The sequence below is a fragment of the Streptomyces sp. NRRL WC-3742 genome (genome assembly GCF_000720635.1).
In the GTDB taxonomy this organism is placed as follows: Bacteria; Actinomycetota; Actinomycetes; order Streptomycetales; family Streptomycetaceae; genus Kitasatospora.
Map to the genome: position 1 here is coordinate 1 of NZ_JOCF01000022.1, position 20,742 is coordinate 20,742.

15 protein-coding genes and 1 CRISPR repeat array are annotated in these 20,742 nt (G+C 72.8%); of the genes, 4 read left to right on the plus strand and 11 right to left on the minus strand.

The features are described 5' to 3' along the window. The first annotated feature begins 539 nt into the window (after positions 1 to 539). Positions 540 to 812: direct repeats of the CRISPR family, unit length 29 nt; unit sequence GGAGCAATCCCCGCGTATGCGGGGCCGAG. A 172-nt stretch (positions 813 to 984) separates the two neighbouring features. Then, entirely contained in the window at positions 985 to 1,923 is a 939-nt protein-coding gene (locus IH61_RS0114270; protein ID WP_031069492.1) for a sigma-70 family RNA polymerase sigma factor, read from the minus strand. 11 nt (positions 1,924 to 1,934) lie between these two features. Continuing rightward, positions 1,935 to 3,119 (minus strand): NAD(P)/FAD-dependent oxidoreductase, encoded by a 1,185-nt coding sequence (locus IH61_RS0114275; RefSeq protein ID WP_031069494.1) that lies wholly within the window; start codon positions 3,117 to 3,119, stop codon positions 1,935 to 1,937. A gap of 233 nt (positions 3,120 to 3,352) precedes the next feature. Between IH61_RS0114275 and IH61_RS0114280 the strand changes: the two genes are divergently transcribed. Further along, the gene (locus IH61_RS0114280) at positions 3,353 to 4,519 is read left to right on the plus strand and encodes a CopD family protein (protein ID WP_031069497.1); all 1,167 of its coding nucleotides are present in this window, start codon (positions 3,353 to 3,355) and stop codon (positions 4,517 to 4,519) included. A gap of 65 nt (positions 4,520 to 4,584) precedes the next feature. Here the strand turns inward: IH61_RS0114280 and IH61_RS0114285 are convergent, their stop codons facing one another. Then, on the minus strand, positions 4,585 to 7,164 hold the full coding sequence (locus tag IH61_RS0114285) for an NACHT domain-containing protein (RefSeq protein ID WP_031069500.1): 2,580 nt from the start codon (positions 7,162 to 7,164) through the stop codon (positions 4,585 to 4,587). A 272-nt stretch (positions 7,165 to 7,436) separates the two neighbouring features. Between IH61_RS0114285 and IH61_RS0114290 the strand changes: the two genes are divergently transcribed. After that, the gene (locus IH61_RS0114290) at positions 7,437 to 7,628 is read left to right on the plus strand and encodes a hypothetical protein (protein WP_031069501.1); all 192 of its coding nucleotides are present in this window, start codon (positions 7,437 to 7,439) and stop codon (positions 7,626 to 7,628) included. Positions 7,629 to 7,706: 78 nt separating this feature from the next. On the opposite strand, the gene IH61_RS0114295 is transcribed toward IH61_RS0114290, so the two are convergent. Together IH61_RS0114295 and IH61_RS0114300 are read right to left on the minus strand one after the other, a co-directional pair. Then, the gene (locus IH61_RS0114295; RefSeq protein ID WP_031069502.1) at positions 7,707 to 8,735 is read right to left on the minus strand and encodes an alpha/beta fold hydrolase; all 1,029 of its coding nucleotides are present in this window, start codon (positions 8,733 to 8,735) and stop codon (positions 7,707 to 7,709) included. A gap of 67 nt (positions 8,736 to 8,802) precedes the next feature. After that, entirely contained in the window at positions 8,803 to 10,095 is a 1,293-nt protein-coding gene (locus tag IH61_RS0114300) for an esterase/lipase family protein (RefSeq protein ID WP_031069503.1), read from the minus strand. Positions 10,096 to 10,363: 268 nt separating this feature from the next. Here IH61_RS0114300 and IH61_RS0114305 point away from each other — a divergent pair, with 268 nt between their 5' ends. Beyond that, positions 10,364 to 12,406 (plus strand): PIG-L family deacetylase, encoded by a 2,043-nt coding sequence (locus IH61_RS0114305; protein ID WP_158844966.1) that lies wholly within the window; start codon positions 10,364 to 10,366, stop codon positions 12,404 to 12,406. A gap of 121 nt (positions 12,407 to 12,527) precedes the next feature. On the opposite strand, the gene IH61_RS0114310 is transcribed toward IH61_RS0114305, so the two are convergent. Continuing rightward, entirely contained in the window at positions 12,528 to 13,487 is a 960-nt protein-coding gene (locus IH61_RS0114310) for an ATP-grasp domain-containing protein (RefSeq protein ID WP_051837044.1), read from the minus strand. Between the two features lie 190 nt (positions 13,488 to 13,677). Between IH61_RS0114310 and IH61_RS0114315 the strand changes: the two genes are divergently transcribed. Then, on the plus strand, positions 13,678 to 14,955 hold the full coding sequence (locus tag IH61_RS0114315) for an MFS transporter (protein WP_234327180.1): 1,278 nt from the start codon (positions 13,678 to 13,680) through the stop codon (positions 14,953 to 14,955). 158 nt (positions 14,956 to 15,113) lie between these two features. Here the strand turns inward: IH61_RS0114315 and IH61_RS0114320 are convergent, their stop codons facing one another. The 5 genes from IH61_RS0114320 to IH61_RS45930 all read right to left on the minus strand — a co-directional run bounded on the left by IH61_RS0114320 (position 15,114) and on the right by IH61_RS45930 (position 20,732). Further along, the gene (locus IH61_RS0114320; protein ID WP_031069507.1) at positions 15,114 to 16,109 is read right to left on the minus strand and encodes a 2-hydroxyacid dehydrogenase; all 996 of its coding nucleotides are present in this window, start codon (positions 16,107 to 16,109) and stop codon (positions 15,114 to 15,116) included. A 102-nt stretch (positions 16,110 to 16,211) separates the two neighbouring features. Then, complete coding sequence (locus tag IH61_RS0114325) at positions 16,212 to 17,237, minus strand: 6-phosphofructokinase (protein WP_031069508.1); 1,026 nt, start codon at positions 17,235 to 17,237, stop codon at positions 16,212 to 16,214. A gap of 413 nt (positions 17,238 to 17,650) precedes the next feature. Continuing rightward, positions 17,651 to 18,379 carry a type 1 glutamine amidotransferase gene (locus IH61_RS0114330; protein WP_031069509.1) on the minus strand — a complete coding sequence of 243 codons (729 nt, stop codon included), beginning with the start codon at positions 18,377 to 18,379 and terminating at the stop codon, positions 17,651 to 17,653. 46 nt (positions 18,380 to 18,425) lie between these two features. Next, on the minus strand, positions 18,426 to 19,688 hold the full coding sequence (locus tag IH61_RS0114335; RefSeq protein WP_031069511.1) for a MurT ligase domain-containing protein: 1,263 nt from the start codon (positions 19,686 to 19,688) through the stop codon (positions 18,426 to 18,428). Between the two features lie 333 nt (positions 19,689 to 20,021). Further along, complete coding sequence (locus IH61_RS45930) at positions 20,022 to 20,732, minus strand: GNAT family N-acetyltransferase (protein WP_051837022.1); 711 nt, start codon at positions 20,730 to 20,732, stop codon at positions 20,022 to 20,024. Positions 20,733 to 20,742 lie beyond the last annotated feature (10 nt).

Here is a 20,742-nt window from a genome sequence, read left to right on the forward strand (position 1 = left end):
GCCGCCCCCTCCGCCCACACCCAATCCCCAGCGCCGCATGATACCGACCCCATCCCCCCAGCTCAGCGCCCCACACCCACCAGCGGGACGAACGGCACACCAGTGACCATCCTGCCGCCGAGTAATCCCCGCGTGTGCGGGCCAAGCGGTACCGGAGCATCCGGTGGTGCGCTTCCCCGGGGCAATCCCCGCGTCTGCGGGGCCGAGGACGCGGATATGGCGGCAGATGCAATCAAGGAGGAGCTATCCCCGCCTGTCCGGGGCCGACTCCACGCCGAAGGGAGCTTCTGCTTCGACCCGGAGCAATCCCCTCGCGCGGGGCCGACACACTCCTCCGAGAACCTGGCGGTGTAGTCGGGGCGATCCCCGCGCGTGCGGGGTCGTCCTCTTCTGATGAGACGGCCCGTGCCCGCTCCAGGAGCCATCCCCGCGAATGCGGAGCCGATGCCCGACCTTGAATTCGGAAGGCCCGCGGCGCGGGGCAATCCCCGCGATCGCGGGGCCGGCGCAGGACCGGAGATCCGGGGACACCGGGACGGGGAGCGATCCCCGCGTGTGCGGGGCCGAGCAGCCCAGCGAGCACGAGTACGCCTGGATGTCGGAGCAATCCCCGCGTATGCGGGGCCGAGCAGACCACGGTGTTCGCCTCGTCCGGGCGGAGGGAGCAATCCCCGCGTATGCGGGGCCGAGCCACCGCCGCGCAGCCACACCTCGATGTCGAAGGAGCAATCCCCGCGTATGCGGGGCCGAGGGGATGCGGACAGCTGCCGAGGAAGGCGAAGCGGAGCAATCCCCGCGTATGCGGGGCCGAGGCTTTCTGACCTGTGGTGACTGGCGTCATTGGGGGCTGGTTGATTCAGTTCGATTGGAGGTCGGCCCGGAGGTGGTTTGATGTGGCGGGCTCATCTCTCCACGTCCTGAGTCGACTTGTGTGTGGTCTGTGCTCCGCAGCGTACTCGAGGGTCGGCGGCATCAACTGCCGGATCACCATGCGGCGATGACCGGTGTGCCGGGCTCGTGCTGCCGCCAGGCCGTATTGAGGCGTGCGAGGCGGGTCTTGTTGGCGATGCCGCGTAGGGCGGCGACCTTGCCGTCGGCGAGGTCGAAGGTGACTGCGCCCACGACGTGGTCGCCGACGACCGCGACCACAGCAGGGGAGCCGTTGAGCTGCACGATGTGGAGTGCGGGGGTGCCGCCGGCCTGCTTGTGCTTTGCGGGGGTGGACTTGAAGCCGGCGCGTACGTATACGGAGACCCGCTCGGGGGTCTCGTAGCGCAGGAGCCGGTGGGCCATTCCGGCGCCGTCGGAGACGGCCGTCACGTCCGAGGTGAGCATCTCCACCAGGCGGTCGGTGCGCCCCGACATCGCCGCGGTGAGGAACTCCTCGACGATCCGGCGCGCCGACGCGACGTCGACCGGTTCGCCGCCGCGGCGCTCGTCGGCGACGCGGCGGCGGGCGCGGTGGACGTGTTGCTGGCTCGCCGAGGTGCTGATGCCGAGGATCTCGGCGATCTCGGAGTGTTTGTACGCGAATGCCTCGCGCAGCACGTACGCCGCCCGCTCCACGGGCGACAGGCGCTCCATGACGGTCAGGACCGCCAGCGACACCGACTCCCGCTGTTCGAAGGTCTCGGCGGGCCCGAGCATGGGGTCGCCGTCGAGCAGCGGTTCGGGCAGCCAGTCCCCGGCCGCCCGTTCGTGTCGGGCCTGCGCCGATCGAAGCCGGTCGAGGCAGAGGTTGGTGACGACCTTCGTCAGCCATGCCTCCGGCACCTCGATCAGCGTCCGGTCCGCCGCCTGCCAGCGCAGGTAGGCGTCCTGTACGGCGTCTTCGGCGTCGGCGGCGGAGCCGAGGAGACGGTACGCCAGCGAGGCCAGCCGGTCTCGGCCGGCCTCGAAGCGGGCGATGCCTGCGCTGTCCATGGCGAGCAAGTTTAGGCCGCGACCTTCAGGCCGCCCCGGGTGGGCGCGGTGGTGGTGAGGTGGCGCTTGCGGTGGGGGAGGCCGAAGGTGGGGTGGGCGATGCTCCAGGCGGCGCCCTTGAGGACGCCGGACTTGACGACGGCTGCGGTTCGGCCGCCCAGGTACCAGGGCTTGGCCCGGACCTCCCCGTCCACCATCTGGAAGATGGCGTCCCGCCGGCCGAGGCTGATGTGGTTGCCGAAGTACTTCAGGCCGACGGTCGGCACCTTGCTGTCCGTCAGGCGCGCGACGATCGCGGCGCTCGCCTGCATGGCGGTGTAGCCGGCGGAGGCGCAGGACATGGGCAGGGGGCGGCCGTTGTCGCCGATGGCGTGGGCGCAGTCGCCGGCGGCGTAGACCTCGGGGTGGGAGACGGACCGCATGGTGCGGTCGACGGTGATGCGGCCGGTGTCGGTGACCGCGAGCCCGCTGTGGGCCGCGATGGGGTCGACGGCGAAGCCGCCCGACCAGACGACCACGTCGGCGGGGACGACGGCGCCGGAGGCGGAGAGGGCCCGGCCGGGTTCGACGGCCGCGATCGGAGTGTGCTCACGCAGGGTCACGCCGAGCCGGTCGAAGGCGCGGCGGAGGTGGCGGCGGGCCTTCGGGGAGAGCCAGGCGCCGAGTTCGCCGCGGGTGGCGAGGGTGACGGTGAGATCGGGGCGGGACTCGGCGAGTTCGGTGGCGGTTTCGATGCCGGTGAGGCCCTCGCCGACGACCAGGACGGTGCCGCCCGCGTCCAGGCGGGCCAGGCGCTCGCGCAGGCGCAGTGCGGAGGACAGGCCCGTGACGTCGAAGGCGTGCTCGGCGACGCCGGGTACGTCGTGGTGGGCGACGGAGCTGCCGAGGGCGTAGACGAGGGTGTCGTAGCCGAGGGCGGGAGCGTCCTCGAGGGCGACGGTCCGGCGGCCCACGTCGACGCCGGTGACGCGCGCCAGGCGCAGCTGTACGCCGGTGCCCGCGAACATGGCGGCGAGGGTGGGGAAGGTGACGTCCTGGCCGGCGGCGAGCTGGTGGAGGCGCATCCGCTCGACGAACTCGGGTGCGGCGTTGACGAGGGTGACCTCGGTGTCGGCGGGGGAGAGTCGGCGGGCCAGGCTGCCGGCGGCGAAGGCTCCGGCGTATCCGGCGCCGAGGACGACGATGCGGTGCTTCATGGCGGTGCTCCTGTCTCGTTCGCGTGCACCTTGAACGGGACGGCGTCGCGATTGCTGACAGGAGTGCGGTGTGAGGTGGGTCACCTGGGACGTGTCTTTGGGATCACGTCGGGGCGGTCGCACGGCGGGCCCTGGATGGTGATCGAAGTTAGGGTTGCCTTGCCTTTCTTTGCCTGCTAACTTCCTCGGGCCGGCACCCCCGCCCCTGACGCTCAGACAGGCAAGACAGCCCCATGAACACCGCCTCCCTGGCTGCGGCCACGGCCGACTACACCGTGCCCCAGCTCTGGCGCATCCTCGCCAAGACCGGCTACTTCCTCGGTCTCAGCGGCGCCATCGGCGCCACCGTCACGTACGCGACCACCGTCCGACCCGCCCTGCGCGAGGGCGAAAGGGAGGACGGCGGCGTGCTGCGCGGACGGGTGGCGGCCTTCCTCGCCTGGTCGGGTGTGGCGCTGCTGGTCGCGGGCTACTTCCAGCTCGCCGCCCGGGTCGCCCGGGTGGGCAAGGGCATGCCGTTCGGCGACGCCCTCGCGCCGAGCGCCCTGTGGGACTTCCTGCGGGCGCCCGCCGCCAAGGGTGCCTGGATCGCGCAGGGCACGGTGTACCTCGTGCAGAACCTCGTGCTGCTCGTCACGGCGGCGACGCTGATGGCCCTGTTCGCCCCCGCGGCCCGACGGCACCTCGACCGGATCGCGCTCACCGCGCTGCCGCTCGCCCTCGCCGTGACCTTCGTCGCCGCCGTGCCCGCCGTCAGGCCGCCGGACGTCGACACCTGGCTGAACCTGGTGCTCGACCAGGCCCACATCGTCTCCGGCACGGTCTGGCTGGGCGGCCTGGTCCTGCTGGTGGCCCTGGCCGGCACCCGGCGCCGGCTCGGGGAGGGTGCGGGGCTGCTCTGGGCCGACCTGTGGCGGCGCTTCGGGCTCGTCGCGATGGTCTGCGTCGCCGTCGTCACCGTCTCCGGGCTCTGGCTGAGCTGGCGTCACGTCGCCGCCGTCTCCCAGCTGTGGACGACCGGGTACGGCATCGCGCTGCTCGTCAAGCTCCTGCTCGTCGCCGGACTGGTCGCGGCCGGGGCCTTCAACCAGCTGTGGCTGATGCCCCGGATCGTCCGGGCCCGTAGCGCGGACGACACCGCCTCGCTGGTGCACCTGACGCTGCGCCACTTCCCGAAGGTGGTCTGGGGCGAGGTCGTCCTCGGTGTCGCGGTGCTGGCGGTCCTGCCGTTCATCGCGGGCTCCTCCCGCGCCGAGGCGGGCAGCCCGAAGGCCGTCTTCTCCGGCAGCGTCCTCGGGGCGGGCGTCGCCCTGGTCGCGGCGCTGGCGCTCTCGCTCTACGCGACGGTCAAGGCGTCCGACATCCTGGCCCGCCGCACGGTGGGCGCGCGGCCCGCCTGACGGCCGATGGTCCGAAGCGCCCCACAGGGCACTACATATGTAGTGTCACTACGCGCGTAGTGCCACTACGTGCGTAGTGACCTCCGGCTCCGCGCCGACAGGCCCGGGTCCCGCACCAGCTCCTCGCGCACCGCCCCCGCCGACGGATGGCCGATGTGGGCCAGGAGGTGCACCGCAGCCACGCGCTCGCCGTCGTCCAGACCGGGGTCGCGGGCGAAACGCAGCAGGTCCTCCGCCCCCCGGGGATCGTCGTGGCGCGCCGCCACGAAAGCCGCGTTGAGCCGCTTCCCGGGCGGACAGGCGCGATCGTCGGCGATGGCCCGCATCCGGGCGAGGCCGCCCGGCGGGTCGATCGCGAGCACCATCAGCGCAGCCAGGAACCAGAGCTCCTTGCCGGTGCGGGCGTCGATCCAGCGGTCCAGGAGGCCGAGACCGCGCTCCCGGTGGAGTTCCGCGAGCTGCCACGCGATGCCGAGCCGCTCCTCGTCGCCCAGCCACGAGGTGGAGGCCAGCTCCTCGAGCAGGGCGAGGCCGCTCTCGTCCTCGGCCCGGACCAGCGCGATCGCCGCCTCCACCCGGCCCGGCACGCTGGTCAGCCTCGGCGTACGGGCGAGCGCCCCCAGGGCGGCCAGGCCCTCGGCCCGGCTCTCGGGGAAGGCGAGCAGCGCGCGGGCCGCGTCCACCCGCGAGTCGTCCATCGCCCGTCCGACGAGGAGCTCGGCGAACGGCACGGAGTTCGGGTCCATCCGGTTCAGGGCCTCGAGGTCGATGGAAGCCCAGCGCTCGGTCCGCCGGTCGACCACGAGGTGCCGCCTGAGCTTCTCCACCGCCTGCGCCTGCACCTCGTCCGGGAGGTAGGTGCCGAGCCGCTTCAGGGCGGCGAGGAACGTGCAGCCGCTGATCCCGGCGGAGGACGGCAGCTCGCCGAGATCCGCGTCGGCGGCACCGGTGAGCCGGTCGACGAGGAAACCGAGGTAGGACATGTTCTCGCCGCCGAAGGCCGAGGTCGACCACATCCGCCGCCCCCAGCCGCCCCCGGGCGCGTAACCGGGAGCCGGCCGCCACGGCCAGTGCCGCTGCCGGTGCCCGCCGAGGACGCGGTGCAGCTCCGCCGCGCCGCGTTCGGGCGAGTGGCAGGCGGCGCACGCGGCCAGGAACTCCTCGTACGTGCGGTGGGCGAACTCCAGCTCCTCGCCCCGCTGTTCGAGCACCCCGCTGCGCCGGAAGCAGGCGATCAGCTGCTCCCTCCACCAGCGCAGGGGCACTTCGCCGGGCGGCTTCGTCAGCGGCCCCTCCAGCAGGATGTCGAGGACCGGCCGGGTGCCACCGCACTCCCGCCGACGGTCCGCCACCCACGTCAGCAGCGCCCGGAGGTCCGCGGGCGCCAGCGTGGCCAGGGCGACGACCCGTTCCGCCGGCGCGGGGCCGAGCAGGGCCGCTGCCCCGGTGTCCCCGGTGCCCGCGGTGTCCTCCCGCCTGCCCGCGTGGTGCTCCGGCAGGGTGTCCGTCCGGGGAGTCGTCGCCATCAGGTGGGTGAGGAAGTCGTCGTAGACGTCCCCGCGGGTGCTGCCGAGCGGGCGGCCGGGACGGTCGCGGTACAGCCGGCAGAGAATGGCGCCGATCATGGGCAGCGTGACCAGGTCGGCGAGGCCCGCCTCCTCGATCGCGCCCATGAGGCCGTCCACCTGCTCCGGACCGAGACGCGCCGCGGCCAACTCCCGGACGTCGCCCGTGTCGAGCCGCAGGAGCTCGAAGCAGACGGGCTCCGCGCCCGGCGGAGCGTCATCCTGCAGATCCCGCTGCTCCTGGTCGGACAGGTACCGCGTGGCGACGACGAGTCGGTGGCTGCTCCGCCGCTTGCGGACCCAGTGGACGGCATCGCGCAGCACCTGGCGGCGCACCTGCGCGTCGGTGATCTCGTCGAGGCCGTCGAGGAGGACCAGCCACTGGGCGCCGGGCCTCGGCCGGGAGGCGAAGAACCGGTTCTCGAGGGGGTCTTCGGCGAGCGAGGTGGCCGCGACGCGCACCGGCAGCGCGGCGGACCGGTCCCCGGCCTCCCACCGGCGGCAGACGGCGAGCTCGTGGCGCCGCAGGAGTTCGGTCTTGCCGCCGCCGGGGTCACCGAGCAGGACCACGAGCGGCCCGGCGGCGAAGACGGCCTCGGCCGCCGTTCGGGTCGAACGGTCGGCGGCACGTCCCCGGTGCCAGCGGACCACCGACTGCCCGACGTACGGCGCGAAGGACTCCACGCGGCGCAGGACCTCGGCGAGGTGGCCGTCCGGCTCGCCGCCGGACCGGTCGTCCGCGCCGCCCCTGGCCCCGGCGATGGCCTCCCAGCGCTCGTGCCAGGAGTCCAGCTCGGGCGCGCCGTTGGCCAGCGGTACGCCGTCCCCGTTCCAGGACAGGAGCGTACGCACGAACAGCAGCAGCTTGTCGCAGCCGGTGAACTTGCCGTGCAGCAGGGCGTGCTGGGTCGCGTTCGACAGGACCGGGCTCTCGTCCGCGAACAGTTCCTCGGCCCGGCGCTGGACCGCCGCCATGGACGGGTTCCCCAGACGCACCTTCAGCGCCGTCAACTCCCGGGCCTGCTCGCGGAGCAGTTCCTCGGCGACGCCGCTGTCGCGCGAACCCCGCAGCTGTGCCATTGCGCCCCCATGACCGGTTCCGCGAGCCAGGCTAGGGCACCCCGGGCATTCGGCGCCGGACTCCGCGGAACTCCGCGGAACCCAACCGGAACCCGGCCGGAACTCCGCCGAACACTCCCGAACGGCGACGAACGCCGACGAACGGCGACGAACGCCGATGGCCCGACGCCCTGAACAGGCAAGCCGCACAAGGCCCGTGACCTGCCGTTCGGGTTCCTTCGCGTTCGTTCGGCCGAAGCGGATCGGGGCCCCGAACGGCACACAGTGGAGCCATGACCACACCTCAGGAACCGCCGCCGTTCCTCTCCCTGCGCACCGCCGTCATCCTGCTCATTGCCTTCGTCATCGGCGCCGTCATGGGCACGCTCGCCCTCCTCGGCGGCATCCCCGCCGCAGGCGCGACCGCCGCCGGACTGACCGGCGCCGGCGCCGCCGTCCCCGTCCTGCACAAGCTCGTCCGTTGACCGCGTAGAGGCACCCTGAGAGCCCCGGTGGCGTGCGGAACGCGCCACCGGGGCGCCTCAGGGTCCAGCACACACGAATCAGGCCCCGTCGAGCGCCTCCACCAGCGCCGCCAGGAACTCCTTCGGACGTTCCAGGTGCACGCTGTGTCCGGCGCCCTCGACCGCGATCTCGCGCACCTGGCCGCCCGCGGAGGCGTAGCGGGCGAGGGCGGCGCGGGTCTGGGTCACCATCGGCTGTGCCGGGCAGGTGTCGGCGCCGGGCCAGCCGGGGACGGCGCCGATGGCGCCGAGGTGGGCGAGGTCGAAGAGGGAGGTGTCGGAGACGATGACGTCGGCCGTGCCGCGGATCCACAGGACCGGCGGCTTCGGCTCGACCAGTTCCAGGTCGTCGATCCTGAAGTGGGTCGGCGCCATGGAGTTGAGCACCCCGCGGTCGCCGGGCGCGAAGCCCGGCCAGGTCTCGCTGGTGCGGCTGTCGCCCGGGTAGTGGTCCTCGCCGGTGCGGGTGGTGAGCATCGAGGCCACGTAGGGGTCGGGCTCGGCGAGCGGTTCGCTGACGTAGGCGGTGTCGAGCACCGAGCGCGGGGCGAAGGGCGACCCGGCGCCTTGTTCGCCCTCGCCCAGCAGCCGGACGAACTCGGGGGCGGCGCCGCCGGCGCCGGAGCCGGCCGCGTCGGGCGAGTTGAGCTGTCCGTCCTCGCCGTGGGTGCCGCCGAAGCCGTACGGGGAGACCGGGTTGACCAGGGTGAGGGAGCGGACGGATTCGGGGTGGTCGCGCAGGAGTTGCATCACCACGCCGCCGCCCATGCTCCAGCCGACCAGGTGGACCGGGCCGAGGGCCAGCGCGCGGAGGTAGGAGAGCAGGTCCTCGCTGTGGTCGCGCAGGCCCCGGGTGGCGTCGACCGGGAGCGGTTCGGTGCGGCCGAAGCCGCGCAGGTCGGGGGCGAGGGGGCGGTAGCGGTCGGGGAGCCCGGCCATGGTGGGGTGCCAGAAGACGCCGGAGGAGACGTTGCCGTGCACCAGCACCACGGGTTCGCCGGTACGGCCCTCGATCTCGGCGTGGTTGACGGTGAGTCGGTCGGTGACAACGAGTCGGTCGGTGATCATGCGGTGCGTCCTCAGTGCTCAGTCCTCAGCCATCAGTTCTCAGTTCTCGGTTCTCGGTTCTCGGCCGTCAGTTCAGCCAGCCGGCGACCTGTGCGGCGGCCGCGCCGTCCCAGCCGAGCTGCAGGTGGTTGGCGAGGGTGATCAGCGCGGTGCCGCCGACGGTGCCGAAGCCGGTCGTGTCGAGCGCGCTGGCCACGAAGACCACGCCGTCGCTCGGCCCGCGGTTCTCGTTGAAGATCCCGACGATGCTGGGGGTGCCGCCGGCCAGCAGGTAGGCCGTCACCGAGGAGGGCACCCCGGCCTGGTGCAGCGGGGTGATCAGCGAGCCGGCGTTGATCGCGGCCTGGATGCCGCCGCCGTCGGTGTAGAAGCCCTGGCCGCCGTAGTAGGTGGTGTACCAGTCCTGCTGGGTCTGGTCGACGCCGAAGGTCGCGTCCCAGCGGGCGAGCATCTGCCGCTGTCCCGGGTAGTCGTCGTAGCCGCCGGAGGGGGTGAAGGAGAACTCGGGGTGCGCGGTGTAGGTGCCGTAGCAGGTCATGTGCAGGTGCGGGGACGGGGCGTTGACGGCTCCGCCGCACTGCGGCCAGATCGAGAAGTCGTGCGCCCAGCCGTGCGCGAACGGGTAGTCGTAGCCGCCGTTCGGGCCGCCGAGGGTGATCAGCTTGCGCACGTCGCCCGCGTACGGGCGGCCCCAGGTGGGCTTCACGGAGGACACGTACGCCCGCGAGGACATCTCGCCCTTGCTCCAGCCCACCACGTCCACCTGGGGGACGCCGAGCTTGGCGCGGATCAGCGCGACGGCGTCGCCGACCTCCTGGGCCTGCATCAGGTTGTCGCCCTGCTTGTGGGCGAAGCCGATGGCGAAGACCCGGTAGCCGCGCCCGGCCAGGTTCTGCATCAGCCCGGTGCTCGGGCAGGAGGCGGAGCCGCAGCCGTAGCCGCCGGACTCGCCGGGGTTGGCCCAGGCCCGGTCCGGGTTGTCGTTGGCGCCGTGCACCAGCAGGACGGGCACCTGGTGGGCGCCGCCAGTGATCGGCTGAGCCCAGCCGGGGGCCGAGTAGAGCAGGAAGCGGCCGGAGAAGGGCTGCTTGACCCCGCCGAAGAAGGTGAGCCGCTGGCCGTCCTGGTCGCCGCGGCCGTCCGGCGGGTACTGCTCCTGCCGGAAGCCGGCGGTGGTGTCGAGGTACCGCTCGACCCGGTCCCAGCCGTTGGCGACGGTGCTGTACGTCGCCTCCAGGGTCAGGTTGGACGGCACCGCGGCCGCCGCCGGCGCCACCGGGACGGCCGCGCCGATCAGCGCGAGCACCCCCGCGAGCACCCAGCCCAGCCCTCGCCGCCTGCCTCGTCCGGACCTTCGCATGCGCGTTCACCCCTCCACACCGAGCGTCAAGTGCGCGACACCCTATGAACGCCGGGACGGGCTCGCTATGGCGGCAACACACATCTCGGTCGCACCGGAATAGGGGATGGCGACATGGTCGGCGCGCCCGGCCCTTCGGGACAACGGGTGCTCGGGGCCCCGGATGCCGGCGCGGGCCGCCAACCGTGTTCCTTGACCGGGACAGTTGCTTCGCGCGACAGTGATCGTTTCACCGCGGGGGCGATGCCCCCTGCCCATCATGAGGGGGATGACGGACATCATGCGGTTCCACCCTGCTGTTCGGGTCACGCTGACAGCCGCACTCGCAGCGGCCACGACGGTGGTCGGCAGTCATGTGCCGAAGGCGGCGGCTGACTCCGTGCCCGTGGCCGAGTCGTTCATGCAGATCGTCGCGCACCAGGACGACGACATCCTCTTCATGAACCCGGACGTCACCCGGGAGTACTCGGACCCGTCGGTCACCGTCTTCCTCACGGGCGGCGACGCGACGGGCACCGGGTTCCCGGACGTCTGCGCCTACTCGGCGAGCCGGGACGCGGGCGCCCGGAGCGCGCACGCGCGGATCGCGGGTGTCACCAGTCCGACCTGGACCAGGACGCCGCTCACGCTGAGCACCGGCCGGACCGTCGAGGTCGACACCCTGGACCAGGCCCCGCAGGTCAAGCTGGTCTTCTTCAGGCTGCACGCGAGCGGGGACGTACCCGCGGGCAGTGTCAGCCCCGACGACCTCTTCACGCTGGGCGGCTCGACGACCGACTCCACTCTGGGCAGCGTCTCCTCGGACGGCAACTGCGACGCCGCGTACGCCGACCAGAGCTACAGCCACGCCGATCTGACGGCCGGCCTGACCGACCTGATGAACCGCTTCCAGCCGACCGTGGTGCTCGCGCAGGACCCGAAGGTCGGTTACGGGTACAGCCACACGGACACCACCAACCTGGGCGACCAGTCCGACCACATCGGTGGCGCCCGTTTCGTCGGGGAGGCCGCTCTCGGGTACCACCGGCTCGGCGGCAGCGGGCACTTCCTGCTCCGCAACTACCGTGACTACAACATCCGGATCGAACCGTCGAACCTCGACGCGGCCACCGCGAACGACAAGGAGCGGACCTTCCTGGCCTACACCGGCCCGGACCGGTCCGGCGGTGTCGGGCCGTACCGGGGCAGCAACGACCCGGCGCCCGACCCGAACGAGTCCACGTTCTACGCGATGTTCCCCTCCCGCGAGTACCCGCGCTGGTCGAACGGGACGGCCTGGGCGGCGCTGGACGGCAGCGGTCTGCTGAACGCCTTCGCCGTGCTCGACGGCCATCCCCAGGTCTGGCAGGAGACCGCCCCGGGCGGCAGCTGGAAGGGCCCGGCGGCGGTCCCGGGCGGCGACGTGCTGGCCCCGTCCCTCGGTGTGGCCAAGGACGGCAGCGGGCTGATCCACCTCTTCGGGATCAGGCTGAGCGACAACCAGATCGTCACCGTCGCGCAGGCCGCGCCGGGGGTCTGGGGCAGTTGGACGGTCCTCGGCAACCCCAACCCGAACACCACCGACAATCCGTACAGGTCCCAGTACGTCGGGAGTCCGGTGCCGGTCCTCAACAAGAGCGGCCTGCTGACCGTCTTCGTCCGCAACGCGGGCGGCGGAGTGAGCGCCGTCTCGCAGCTGAGCGGGGGCGGTTGGACCTCGTCGTGGGCGGATCTCGGCGGCGGATGGGTCCGCGACGGTTTGGCGGCGGCGCTCGCCCTTGACGGCCGGATCGACCTGTTCGGCCCGTCGAAGGACGGCATCCGGCACTGGCGGCAGAGCGCGCCCGACAGCGCCTCCTTCACCCAGGACAGCGGCTACCTCGGTCCCGCGCCGGCCGGTCCGATCACCGTCGGCAGCAACGCCGACGGCCGGCTGGAGATCTTCTACGACCAGGGCGGGGCCGCCAAGGTCGCCACCCAGTACGTGAAGTCGGACAACAAGACGTGGACGACCTCGCCCACCTCGATGGGCGGGCCGACCAGCCTGGAGGGCGCGTCCGTGGTCACCGGCGGGGACGGCCGGATGACGGTGGCCACCCGCAACGGAGGCGGCGGAGTCAGCCTGACCTCCCAGACCGCGCCCAACACGGGCTTCTCGAGCACCTGGCGCGATCTGGGCACCGTGATCGTCGGAGCGCCCTCGGTGGTCCTCGACGGCGCGGGCCGCGAGACGGTCCTGGTACTCGGCCGCGATGCCGCGCTGCACGTCAGCAGGCAGTCGGCGGCCGGCGCCGACAGCCCGTTCGGCCCCTGGCAGTCGGCCGGGAGTTGACGCACCGGGGCCGGGCCTCGCGGCCCGGCCTCCGGGGAGACGGGAATCCGGGGAGACGGGAATCCGGGGAGACGGGAATCCGGGGAGACGGGAATTCGGGGGACGCGCTGCCCCGCGCTCGCTAGGACGCGACCGGCACGCTCCCGGGCAGTGGCGGCCAGGCCGGGCCGAGGTGGGCGGCGACGTAGGGCACCGCGACCGTTTCCAGGCCACGCACGGTGCCGAACATCGGATGGACGTTGACCTCGAAGACGACGCCGCCGCTTTCGGCCGCCAGGTCCACTCCCGCGAAGGGCAGGCCGAGCGACTCGGCCGCCGATACCGCGAGCTCGGCCAGTCCTGGCGGCAGATCCTCCTCGTCCAGGAGGGTGGAGGCGGCGCCCCGGCTCTCGTTGCAGGGTGCGTCGGGGTCCGGCTGGACGTGCTCGACCACACGCAGCACCTGCGGGCCGAGCACCACGACCCGGTACTGGTGGCGCTGCCCACCCTGCGTGAAGTTCGCGGCGTCGCGGGCGATCAGCCAGTCGGCGCTCGCGGCGGCGTAGTGGCTTGCGGCGGCGGCGAGTTGGGTGTGGGTGGTGATGTGGAAGACGTCACTGCCACCCATGCCGACGGTCGGCCGGGCCCACACGTTGCCGCCGAGCTGTTCGAAAGCCTCGGCGGCGTGCTGCGTGGTGGGTCGCGAGAAGGCGATGGTGGGCATGTGGGCGATGCCGTCGCGAGCGAAGCACTCGACGGTGCGGTCCTTCTCGGTCGCCGCTCGCCAGGCATGCCGGTCGGTGCCCAGGGAGCGGGCGCCGTGTGCGCGCAGCAGCCGCTGGCAGTTCTCGAAGTCCCGGCGCAGGTGCGGCGGGATCTCGTAGACCAGCACCGCGTCCGTGGTCACCGCCACGCCGTCGGCCTCCAGGCGCACCCTCTCGCCGATCGTGGTGATCCGGCCGCTGCCGCCGGTCATGAAGTGCCGTGCGTCCAGCAGGACGGGTTCCCGGCCGGTGAGCATGCGGCTCGCGGTGACGAGCGTGTCCCGGCTGCCTTCGGCCGAGCTGTGATCCGACAGCAGAACGAGTTCGGGAGTGGTCATGTCGGCCATCTGAAGCGAGGTCAGCCGCGCCGGGCAAGACGGCCTCGTGCGCCACCGCGCGTCCACCTGGCCGGGACCTGCCCCTGGTTCCCCCGTCATCCGCTGGGACCCGCACGCCGTCGGCGTCCGCCCACGCGTGGTCGTCAGGGGACCGGGCTGCCCAGCCGTGATCAACATCCAGGAGTACCACGTGAGTCAGGCCAGCGCCCTTTCCCCCGACGACCGTCAGGAGGACACCGCCCCGGACCGCCGGTCCTGGCTGGTGCGCCGAGGGCTGCTCCTCGAGTCCGCCCCCCAGCGCCGACTGGCCCTCGGCGGCTTCATCAACCAGCTCGGCACCGCGGCCTTCCTGGCGACGGCGCCGCTGTACGCCCTGCGGGTCATCGGCCTGCCGATCGAGCAGGTCGGTCTCGGCCTCGGGGCCGCGGGAGTGGTCGGCCTGCTCGCCGGCCCGCCCGTCGGGCACCTCGCCGACCGTCGCGGCCCTCACGGCGTCTTCCTGGTCACCCTGTTGATCCAGACCGCCTCCATGCTGTCGCTGCTGTTCGCCCACTCGTTCGTGCTGTTCATGGTGTCCATGGCGGTGACCGACCTGGCCGGTGCCTCGGGAGGCGCGGCGCGCGGCCCGATGATCCGCCGGTTCGGCGGTGACGAGGTGCCGAAGTTCCGCTCCTACCTGCGCTCGACGGCCTTCCTGGCCAGTACGTTCGGCGCGCTGGCCGCCGGTGTGGTGATCCAGCTCGACTCCGGCTCCGCCTACCGCGCGCTCATCGTCGCCAACGCCCTGACCTTCATCGGCTGCGCGGCCGTCATGCTCGGGGTGCCCAAGCTGGAACCGCTGCCCGCATCGACCGAGTCGAACCGGTGGCTCGCACTGCGGGACAAGCCGTACATGGCGTTCGTCGTGCTGGACGGCATCCTGTGGATCCAGGGCGAGGTGGTGACCTACGCCCTGCCGCTGTGGGTGGTCCTGCACACCCATGCACCGCGCTGGTTCACCGGCGTCGCGCTCGCCGTCAACACCGTGATGGTGGTCGTCCTTCAGATCCGGACCAGCCGCGGGATCAGGGGTGGCCAGGTCGCCGGCCGGGCCACCCGGCGCGCCGGGCTGGCGTTCCTGGTCGGCATGGCGGTCATCGCGACGGCCTCGGGCCTGCCGGGCTGGGCCGCCGCGGCGATCATGACGGCCGGCGTCGCCGTCCACACCGTAGGTTCGCTCTGGCATGCGGCCGGGTCGATGGAACTGCGGTTGCGGCTGGCCCCCGCGCACGCGCAGGGACAGTACTCCGGCGTGTTCGGTATCGGCACGGGCCTCTGCTACACCATCGCTCCGGGCCTGCTCGGCCTGCTCTGCCTGAGCTGGGGCGTCCCCGGCTGGCTGGTCATGGGCGGCATCTTCGTCGCGGCCGGCCTGGCCATGCCGTTCGTGGTCCGGTGGGCCGGCCAGTCCCGGGAACTCGGCGCCTGAGCTTGATCCTCAACCTCGCGCGGCGAGTTGGGCCTGGAGCGCGGGTTCGCGTTTGACGGCCTTGCCGACGTCGCGGCGGGGCGCCGGGTCGGGAGGGCATGAGCAGGTGATCGACCTCGAGACGGCCAACGTGCCGTGGGTGGCTCGGGCTGCCGGGGTCAGGTTTTGGGGACGAGGGTGTTCTCGTTGGTGCGGCCGGCGGCGTAGTCGTCGATGTTGCGGAGGGTGGCGTCGATGATCTGGCCGACGGCGGTGTGGGTGAAGTACGCCTGGTGGCTGGTGACGACGACCTGGGGGAAGGTGACGAGGCGGGCGAGGGTGTCGTCGGTGATGCCCTGGATGGATCGGTCGGTGAAGAAGACGCCGGTCTCCTCCTCGTAGACGTCGAGGCCCACGCCGGAGAGGCGGCCGGCGCGCAGGGTCTCGACCAGGGCGGCGCTGTCGATCAGGCCGCCGCGGCTGGAGTTGACGAGGATGGCGTCGGGCTTCATCCGGGCGAGGGCGGCGGTGTCGATGAGGTGGTGGGTGGCGGGGACGAGGGGGACGTGCAGGCTGATCAGGTCGGCGCGGGTGAGGAGTTCGGGCAACTCGGTGTAGTGCATGCCGAGTTGGAGGCAGGCGGGGTTCTGGGCGAGGTCCCAGCCGAGGAGTTCGGTGCCGAAGCCGGCGGCGATCCGGGCGAAGCACTCGCCGATCTTTCCGGTGCCGATCACGCCGACGGTCATGCCGTGGATGTCGCGCCCGAGCAGCCCGTCGAGGCGGAAGTCGAACTCGCGGGAGCGGTTGGCGGCGCGCACCAGGCGCCGGTTGACGGCCGTCGCCAGTGTCCAGGCGTGCTCGGCCACGGCGTACGGGCTGTAGTGGGAGACGCGGGCGACGGTGAGGCCGAGGCCGGCGGCGGCGTCGAGGTCGATGTTGTTGAAGCCGGTGGAGCGCTGGGCGATCAGCCGGGTGCCGCCGGCGGCGAGGGCGGTGAGGGTCTGCGCGTCGAGGACGGAGTTGACGCTGCTGCTGACGACCGGGTACCCGGCCGCTAGTGGAGCGGTGTCGCGATTGAGGAACACGTCCAGACTGCGCAGTCCGTGCCGGCCCGCGAAGGCCCGTTCCAGCAGCGGCCGTTCGTCGGCCTGCACCCCGTACGCCAGGATCTCCATGCGCCCCACGCTAACGGGAAGGCAGGCGAGGCGCCCCCGGACCGCAGAGCGCCCCCGGACCGCGAGGGCGGGTCCGGGGGCGCGCAGAGAGCGGGCCGAGGGTCAGATGACCGTCTCGGCCTCCTGGTAGCGCTCCTGCGGGACGGTCTTCAGCTCGGCGACGGCCTCCGCCAGCGGCACCAGGTTGATCGCGGTGCCCTGCAGCGCGGTGATGTGCCCGAAGGCGCCCTTGTGGACGGCCTCGACGGCGTGCCAGCCGAAGCGGGTGGCGAGGACGCGGTCGTAGGCGGTCGGGGTGCCGCCGCGCTGGGTGTGGCCGAGGATCACCGGGCGGGCCTCCTTGCCGAGGCGGTGCTCCAGCTCGCGGGAGAGCTGGGTGGCGATGCCGGTGAAGCGCTCGTGGCCGTAGATGTCCTTGGTGCCCTCCTCCCAGTGCATGGTGCCGGGTTCGGGCTTGGCGCCCTCGGCGCACACGACGATGGCGAACTTCTTCTGCCGGTCGAAGCGCTCGCGGACGACCTCGGTGAGCTTGTCGATGTGGAAGGGGCGCTCCGGGACGACGATGGCGTGCGCGCCGGCCGCCATGCCCGCGTTGAGCGCGATCCAGCCGGTGTGGCGGCCCATGACCTCGACGACCATGACCCGCTGGTGGGACTCGGCGGTGGTCTTGAGCCGGTCCAGGGCGTCGGTGGCGACGGAGACGGCGGTGTCGAAGCCGAAGGTGACGTCGGTGGCCGCGATGTCGTTGTCGATGGTCTTCGGCACGCCGACGATCGGCAGGCCCGCGTCGCTCATCAGCTTGGCGGCCTTGAGGGTGCCCTCGCCGCCGATCGGGATGACCGCGTCCAGGCCGAGGTCGGAGCAGTACCTCTTGGCGCGCTCGACACCGTCGCGCAGGTGGCTGGGCTGGACCCGGGAGGAGCCGAGGATCGTGCCGCCCTGGGCCAGGATGCCGCTCACCGAGTCGAGGGTCAGGGGGCGGTGGTGGCCCTCCAGGAAACCGCGCCAGCCGTCCTCGAACCCGATGATCTCGTCGCCGTGGTCGACCACCCCCCGGTGGACCACGGAGCGGATCACCGCGTTCAGGCCGGGGCAGTCACCGCCGCTGGTCAGCACTCCGATACGCATAGCTTTGCAACTCCCGAGCAGAACCGAGGAACGGCCGGACTACAGGCTGGGACGACGAGCCGCCACCGTAGCGGGGCGCTCCCACACCGGGATGGCGGGGAGGTGGCCGCGGAGTGAAGGACCGGCCGATCCGGACAGAACGCCCGAAATCGGCCGCGAAGTCGAGCATACGGCCCCCGGTCCGGCCGGGCAGGAGCCGACGCGGGAGCGGCGCCGTCGGCGCCCCCGCGCGGAAGTGCAGCCTGCTGCCGAGGAGGGTGTGCAGTAGGCAGCCCCATTGTCGTACGTCCGGGGCGGCCCGTGGGCCGGGTGACCGCATCGCGGGCACCCGGCGTCGGGGCGTACCGGAAGGACCGGGGCTGGTCCGGGACCGGCCCCTGGGCCCGGATGGGCCTAGGCGGGCCTGTCCGGACCTAGGCGGGGCGCGTCGCGGCCGCGATGCGCTCGGCGCGCAGCGCGTCGTACCAGGTCGTGTCGGCCGGCGGCAGGGCGTTGACGTCCAGCGCCAGCTTGATCAGCATGTCGGCCACGGCGGGGTTGCGGGCCAGCACCGGGCCGTGCAGGTAGGTGCCGAAGACGGTGTCGCGCCAGGCGCCCTCGGTGCCGTCGCCGGTGCCGTTGCCCCGGCCGACGGAGACGGTGGCGAAGGGCCGCACGCCCTGGCCGAGCTGGGTGACGCCCTGGTGGTTCTCGAAGCCGGTCAGCTGCGGCAGGCCGAGCTGCGGGTCGACGTCGGCCAGGACGTCGCCGACGCAGCGGGCGCCCTCGCCGCGCGAGGTCCACACGTCCAGCAGGCCCAGGCCCGGCTCGCGCTCGCCGAGGTCGTTGATGAACTCGTGGCCCATGATCTGGAAGCCGGCGCAGACGCCGAAGATGATCGCGCCGTTCTCGGCGGCCCGCACGAGGCCGCTGTCGGCGCGCAGCCGCTCGGCGGCCAGGCGCTGCGGGCGGTCCTCGCCGCCGCCGATCAGGTAGATGTCCCCGCTGGTGGGGATCGCCTGGTCGGAGCGGACGTCGATCCGGGACACGTTGAGGTGGCGCTGGCGGGCCCGGCGCTCCACGACCAGGGCGTTGCCCCGGTCGCCGTACGTGCTGAGCAGGTCCGGGTAGACCCAGACCACGCGCAGGCTGCTCTCACTCATCCTCGAAGACCTTCCGATACGTGAACAGGGTGGTGCGGGCCCGGCATCAGCCGGCCACGACCTTCCGCAGCTGCTGGAAGGCGGTGTAGTTGGCGATGGCCTCGATCCGGCCGGGCGGGGCCATGCGGACGGCCTGCTCCAGCGTGTCCACGACGTGGAACTGCAGGCCCGCGACCTCCAGGCGCACCGCGAGGTCCAGCTTGCGCTGGCCCATCACGAACACCGGGTGCCCGGCGAGGCGCTCGTAGTCGACGTCCCAGAGCCAGGAGGTGTCGGTGCCGTCGGCGTCGAGCGCGTTGACGGAGAGGATGACCGGGGCCGGCGGGCCGTCGATCAGCGAGAAGGTCTCCAGCCAGCCGGCCGGGTTCTTCGCGAGCAGCAGCCTTATGTCCCGGCCCTGGTACTGGACGACGTCGTAGCGGCCGGCGACGGCGGCCACCGAGCGCATCCGCTCCAGAGCGACCTGCGGGGCGACGCCGAAGACGGCGGCGACGGCGGCCGAGCTGGTGGCGTTGGCCAGGTTGGCCCGGCCGGGCAGCTGGAGCTGGATCGGCCAGGCGCCGCGCTGCGGGTCGATCACGTGGGTGCCCTGGAGCGCCCAGTGCGGGTTGGGGCGCCGGAAGCCGCACTCCTGGCAGAACCAGTCGTCGCCGGGGCGCTGCATCACGCCGCCGCAGGCGGGGCAGGACCAGGCGTCCTCCTTCCACGCCTGTCCGGCGGCCACCCAGACCACCTTCTTGCAGGAGGAGGCGGCCCAGGTCACCAGCGGGTCGTCGGCGTTGGCGATGACCACGGCCTCGGTGTCCTGGAGGCCCTCGCGCCACTTCTCCGCCATCATGCGGGTCTCGGCGGCGCGGTCGAGCTGGTCGCGGGAGAGGTTGAGCAGGGCGATCGCCTTGGGGCGGGTGTCGCGGGCGACCATCGCCAGGTACTTCTCGTCGACCTCGATCACGCCGAAGCGGGCGTCGCTGCCGCCGGCGAGGGCGGAGGTGATGCCGGCGGGCATGTTGGCGCCCAGCGCGTTGGAGACCACCGGGCCGGCGGCGCGCAGCGCCTCGGCGATCAGGCGGGTGGTGGTGGTCTTGCCGTTGGTCGCGCTGACCAGGACCACGTCGAGGTGGTCGGCGAGGGTGCCGAGCAGATCGGGGTCGAGCCTGAGGGCGACCTTGCCGCCGATCACCGAGCCGCTACCTCGTCCGGCCTTGCGGGACACGGCGGCGGCGACCTTCCCCGCCGTGACCGCGATCTTGGCGCGGGCCGGCAGCGAGGCGTCGCGTGCGCCTGTGGGCTCCGATTCGGTGCCTGCCATGCTCAGTGGTTCCTCCTTGCTGCGGCACCGCCCGGGGCCGGACAACGGGCCGGCGGGCGGCGGGGACGGGGCCAGCCTACCGACTCCGCCACCCGGCTCGACGATCCGGACCCCATGCCGCCTGCTCGGACGCGGTCCGAGGTGGGCCTGATGGGCCGTCAAGGAGGGCGGTGTACGGACGGGCCGTTCACCGCCTGAGGACGCGTCGGGGCCCCGGGAGGTTCCCCGGGGCCCTCGCGTGAGGATCTGGTGAAGAGATGATCGGCGTATCGGACGATGAACGGATCGGGCGGTGAACAGATCAGACGGTGAACAGATCGGGCGGTGAACGGATCAGGCCGTGCAGGGCTCGTGCGTGCCCAGCGTGGCGGTGATCACCAGGGTGCCGCCCTCCGGCTGGAAGTCCAGCGGCGCCGCCAGCCGGCGCATCGCGGTGATCAGCCCGGTGTTGGCCGCGTGCGTCACCGCGTACACCGTCTCCACCCCGGCCGCCCGGGCCGCCGCCGCCAGGCGGCGCAGCAGCGCCGTGCCCAGCCCGTACCGCTGCCAGCCGTCCTCGACCAGGACGGCCAGCTCCGCCTCCCCGTCGTCCCACATCAGGTGCCCGAGGGCGACGATCCGCCCGTCCGGGGCCGTCGCCGCGAGGCTGTGGCCGTGCCGGGCGTCGAGCAGGTGGTCCAGGTAGCGGTCCGCGTCGCGTACGGGCCCGTGGTAGCGCAGCCGCAGCGAGGCGGGGGAGCAACGGCCGTGCATCGCCAGCGCCGCCGCCTTGTCGGCGGGCCCGGCGGGGCGCAGCACCAGGTCCGTCCCGTCCGGAAGGGACAGCCGGGACAGGCGGGTCGGCCCGGGGGCCTGCGAAGGGGCCGGCGAGGCAGCCCGGGTCGGCGAGGAGGCCGGGGCCGGGTGCGGCCGGGCGAGGCGGTACGGCCCGCCGGTGAGCGCGGGCAGCCGGGTGGCCTGGCCGTCGGGCGCCGCGCACCTGCGGTCCGACCTGCGGAAGGGCCGGTGCCAGAGCCGTTCGAGGCGAGTGCGGGAAGCCGTCATGGGGGCGACG

Excerpts from the sequence above, each read along its gene's own strand:
- IH61_RS0114280 (WP_031069497.1), top strand. The coding sequence starts at position 3,353 with ATGAACACCGCCTCCCTGGCTGCGGCCACGGCCGACTACACCGTGCCC.
- IH61_RS0114295 (WP_031069502.1), bottom strand. The coding sequence starts at position 8,735 with ATGATCACCGACCGACTCGTTGTCACCGACCGACTCACCGTCAACCAC.
- IH61_RS0114320 (WP_031069507.1), bottom strand. The coding sequence starts at position 16,109 with ATGGAGATCCTGGCGTACGGGGTGCAGGCCGACGAACGGCCGCTGCTG.
- IH61_RS0114300 (WP_031069503.1), bottom strand. The coding sequence starts at position 10,095 with ATGCGAAGGTCCGGACGAGGCAGGCGGCGAGGGCTGGGCTGGGTGCTC.
- IH61_RS0114335 (WP_031069511.1), bottom strand. The coding sequence starts at position 19,688 with ATGGCAGGCACCGAATCGGAGCCCACAGGCGCACGCGACGCCTCGCTG.
- IH61_RS0114330 (WP_031069509.1), bottom strand. The coding sequence starts at position 18,379 with ATGAGTGAGAGCAGCCTGCGCGTGGTCTGGGTCTACCCGGACCTGCTC.
- IH61_RS0114270 (WP_031069492.1), bottom strand. The coding sequence starts at position 1,923 with ATGGACAGCGCAGGCATCGCCCGCTTCGAGGCCGGCCGAGACCGGCTG.
- IH61_RS0114325 (WP_031069508.1), bottom strand. The coding sequence starts at position 17,237 with ATGCGTATCGGAGTGCTGACCAGCGGCGGTGACTGCCCCGGCCTGAAC.
- IH61_RS0114290 (WP_031069501.1), top strand. The coding sequence starts at position 7,437 with ATGACCACACCTCAGGAACCGCCGCCGTTCCTCTCCCTGCGCACCGCC.
- IH61_RS0114275 (WP_031069494.1), bottom strand. The coding sequence starts at position 3,119 with ATGAAGCACCGCATCGTCGTCCTCGGCGCCGGATACGCCGGAGCCTTC.
- IH61_RS45930 (WP_051837022.1), bottom strand. The coding sequence starts at position 20,732 with ATGACGGCTTCCCGCACTCGCCTCGAACGGCTCTGGCACCGGCCCTTC.
- IH61_RS0114305 (WP_158844966.1), top strand. The coding sequence starts at position 10,364 with ATGACGGACATCATGCGGTTCCACCCTGCTGTTCGGGTCACGCTGACA.
- IH61_RS0114285 (WP_031069500.1), bottom strand. The coding sequence starts at position 7,164 with ATGGCACAGCTGCGGGGTTCGCGCGACAGCGGCGTCGCCGAGGAACTG.
- IH61_RS0114310 (WP_051837044.1), bottom strand. The coding sequence starts at position 13,487 with ATGACCACTCCCGAACTCGTTCTGCTGTCGGATCACAGCTCGGCCGAA.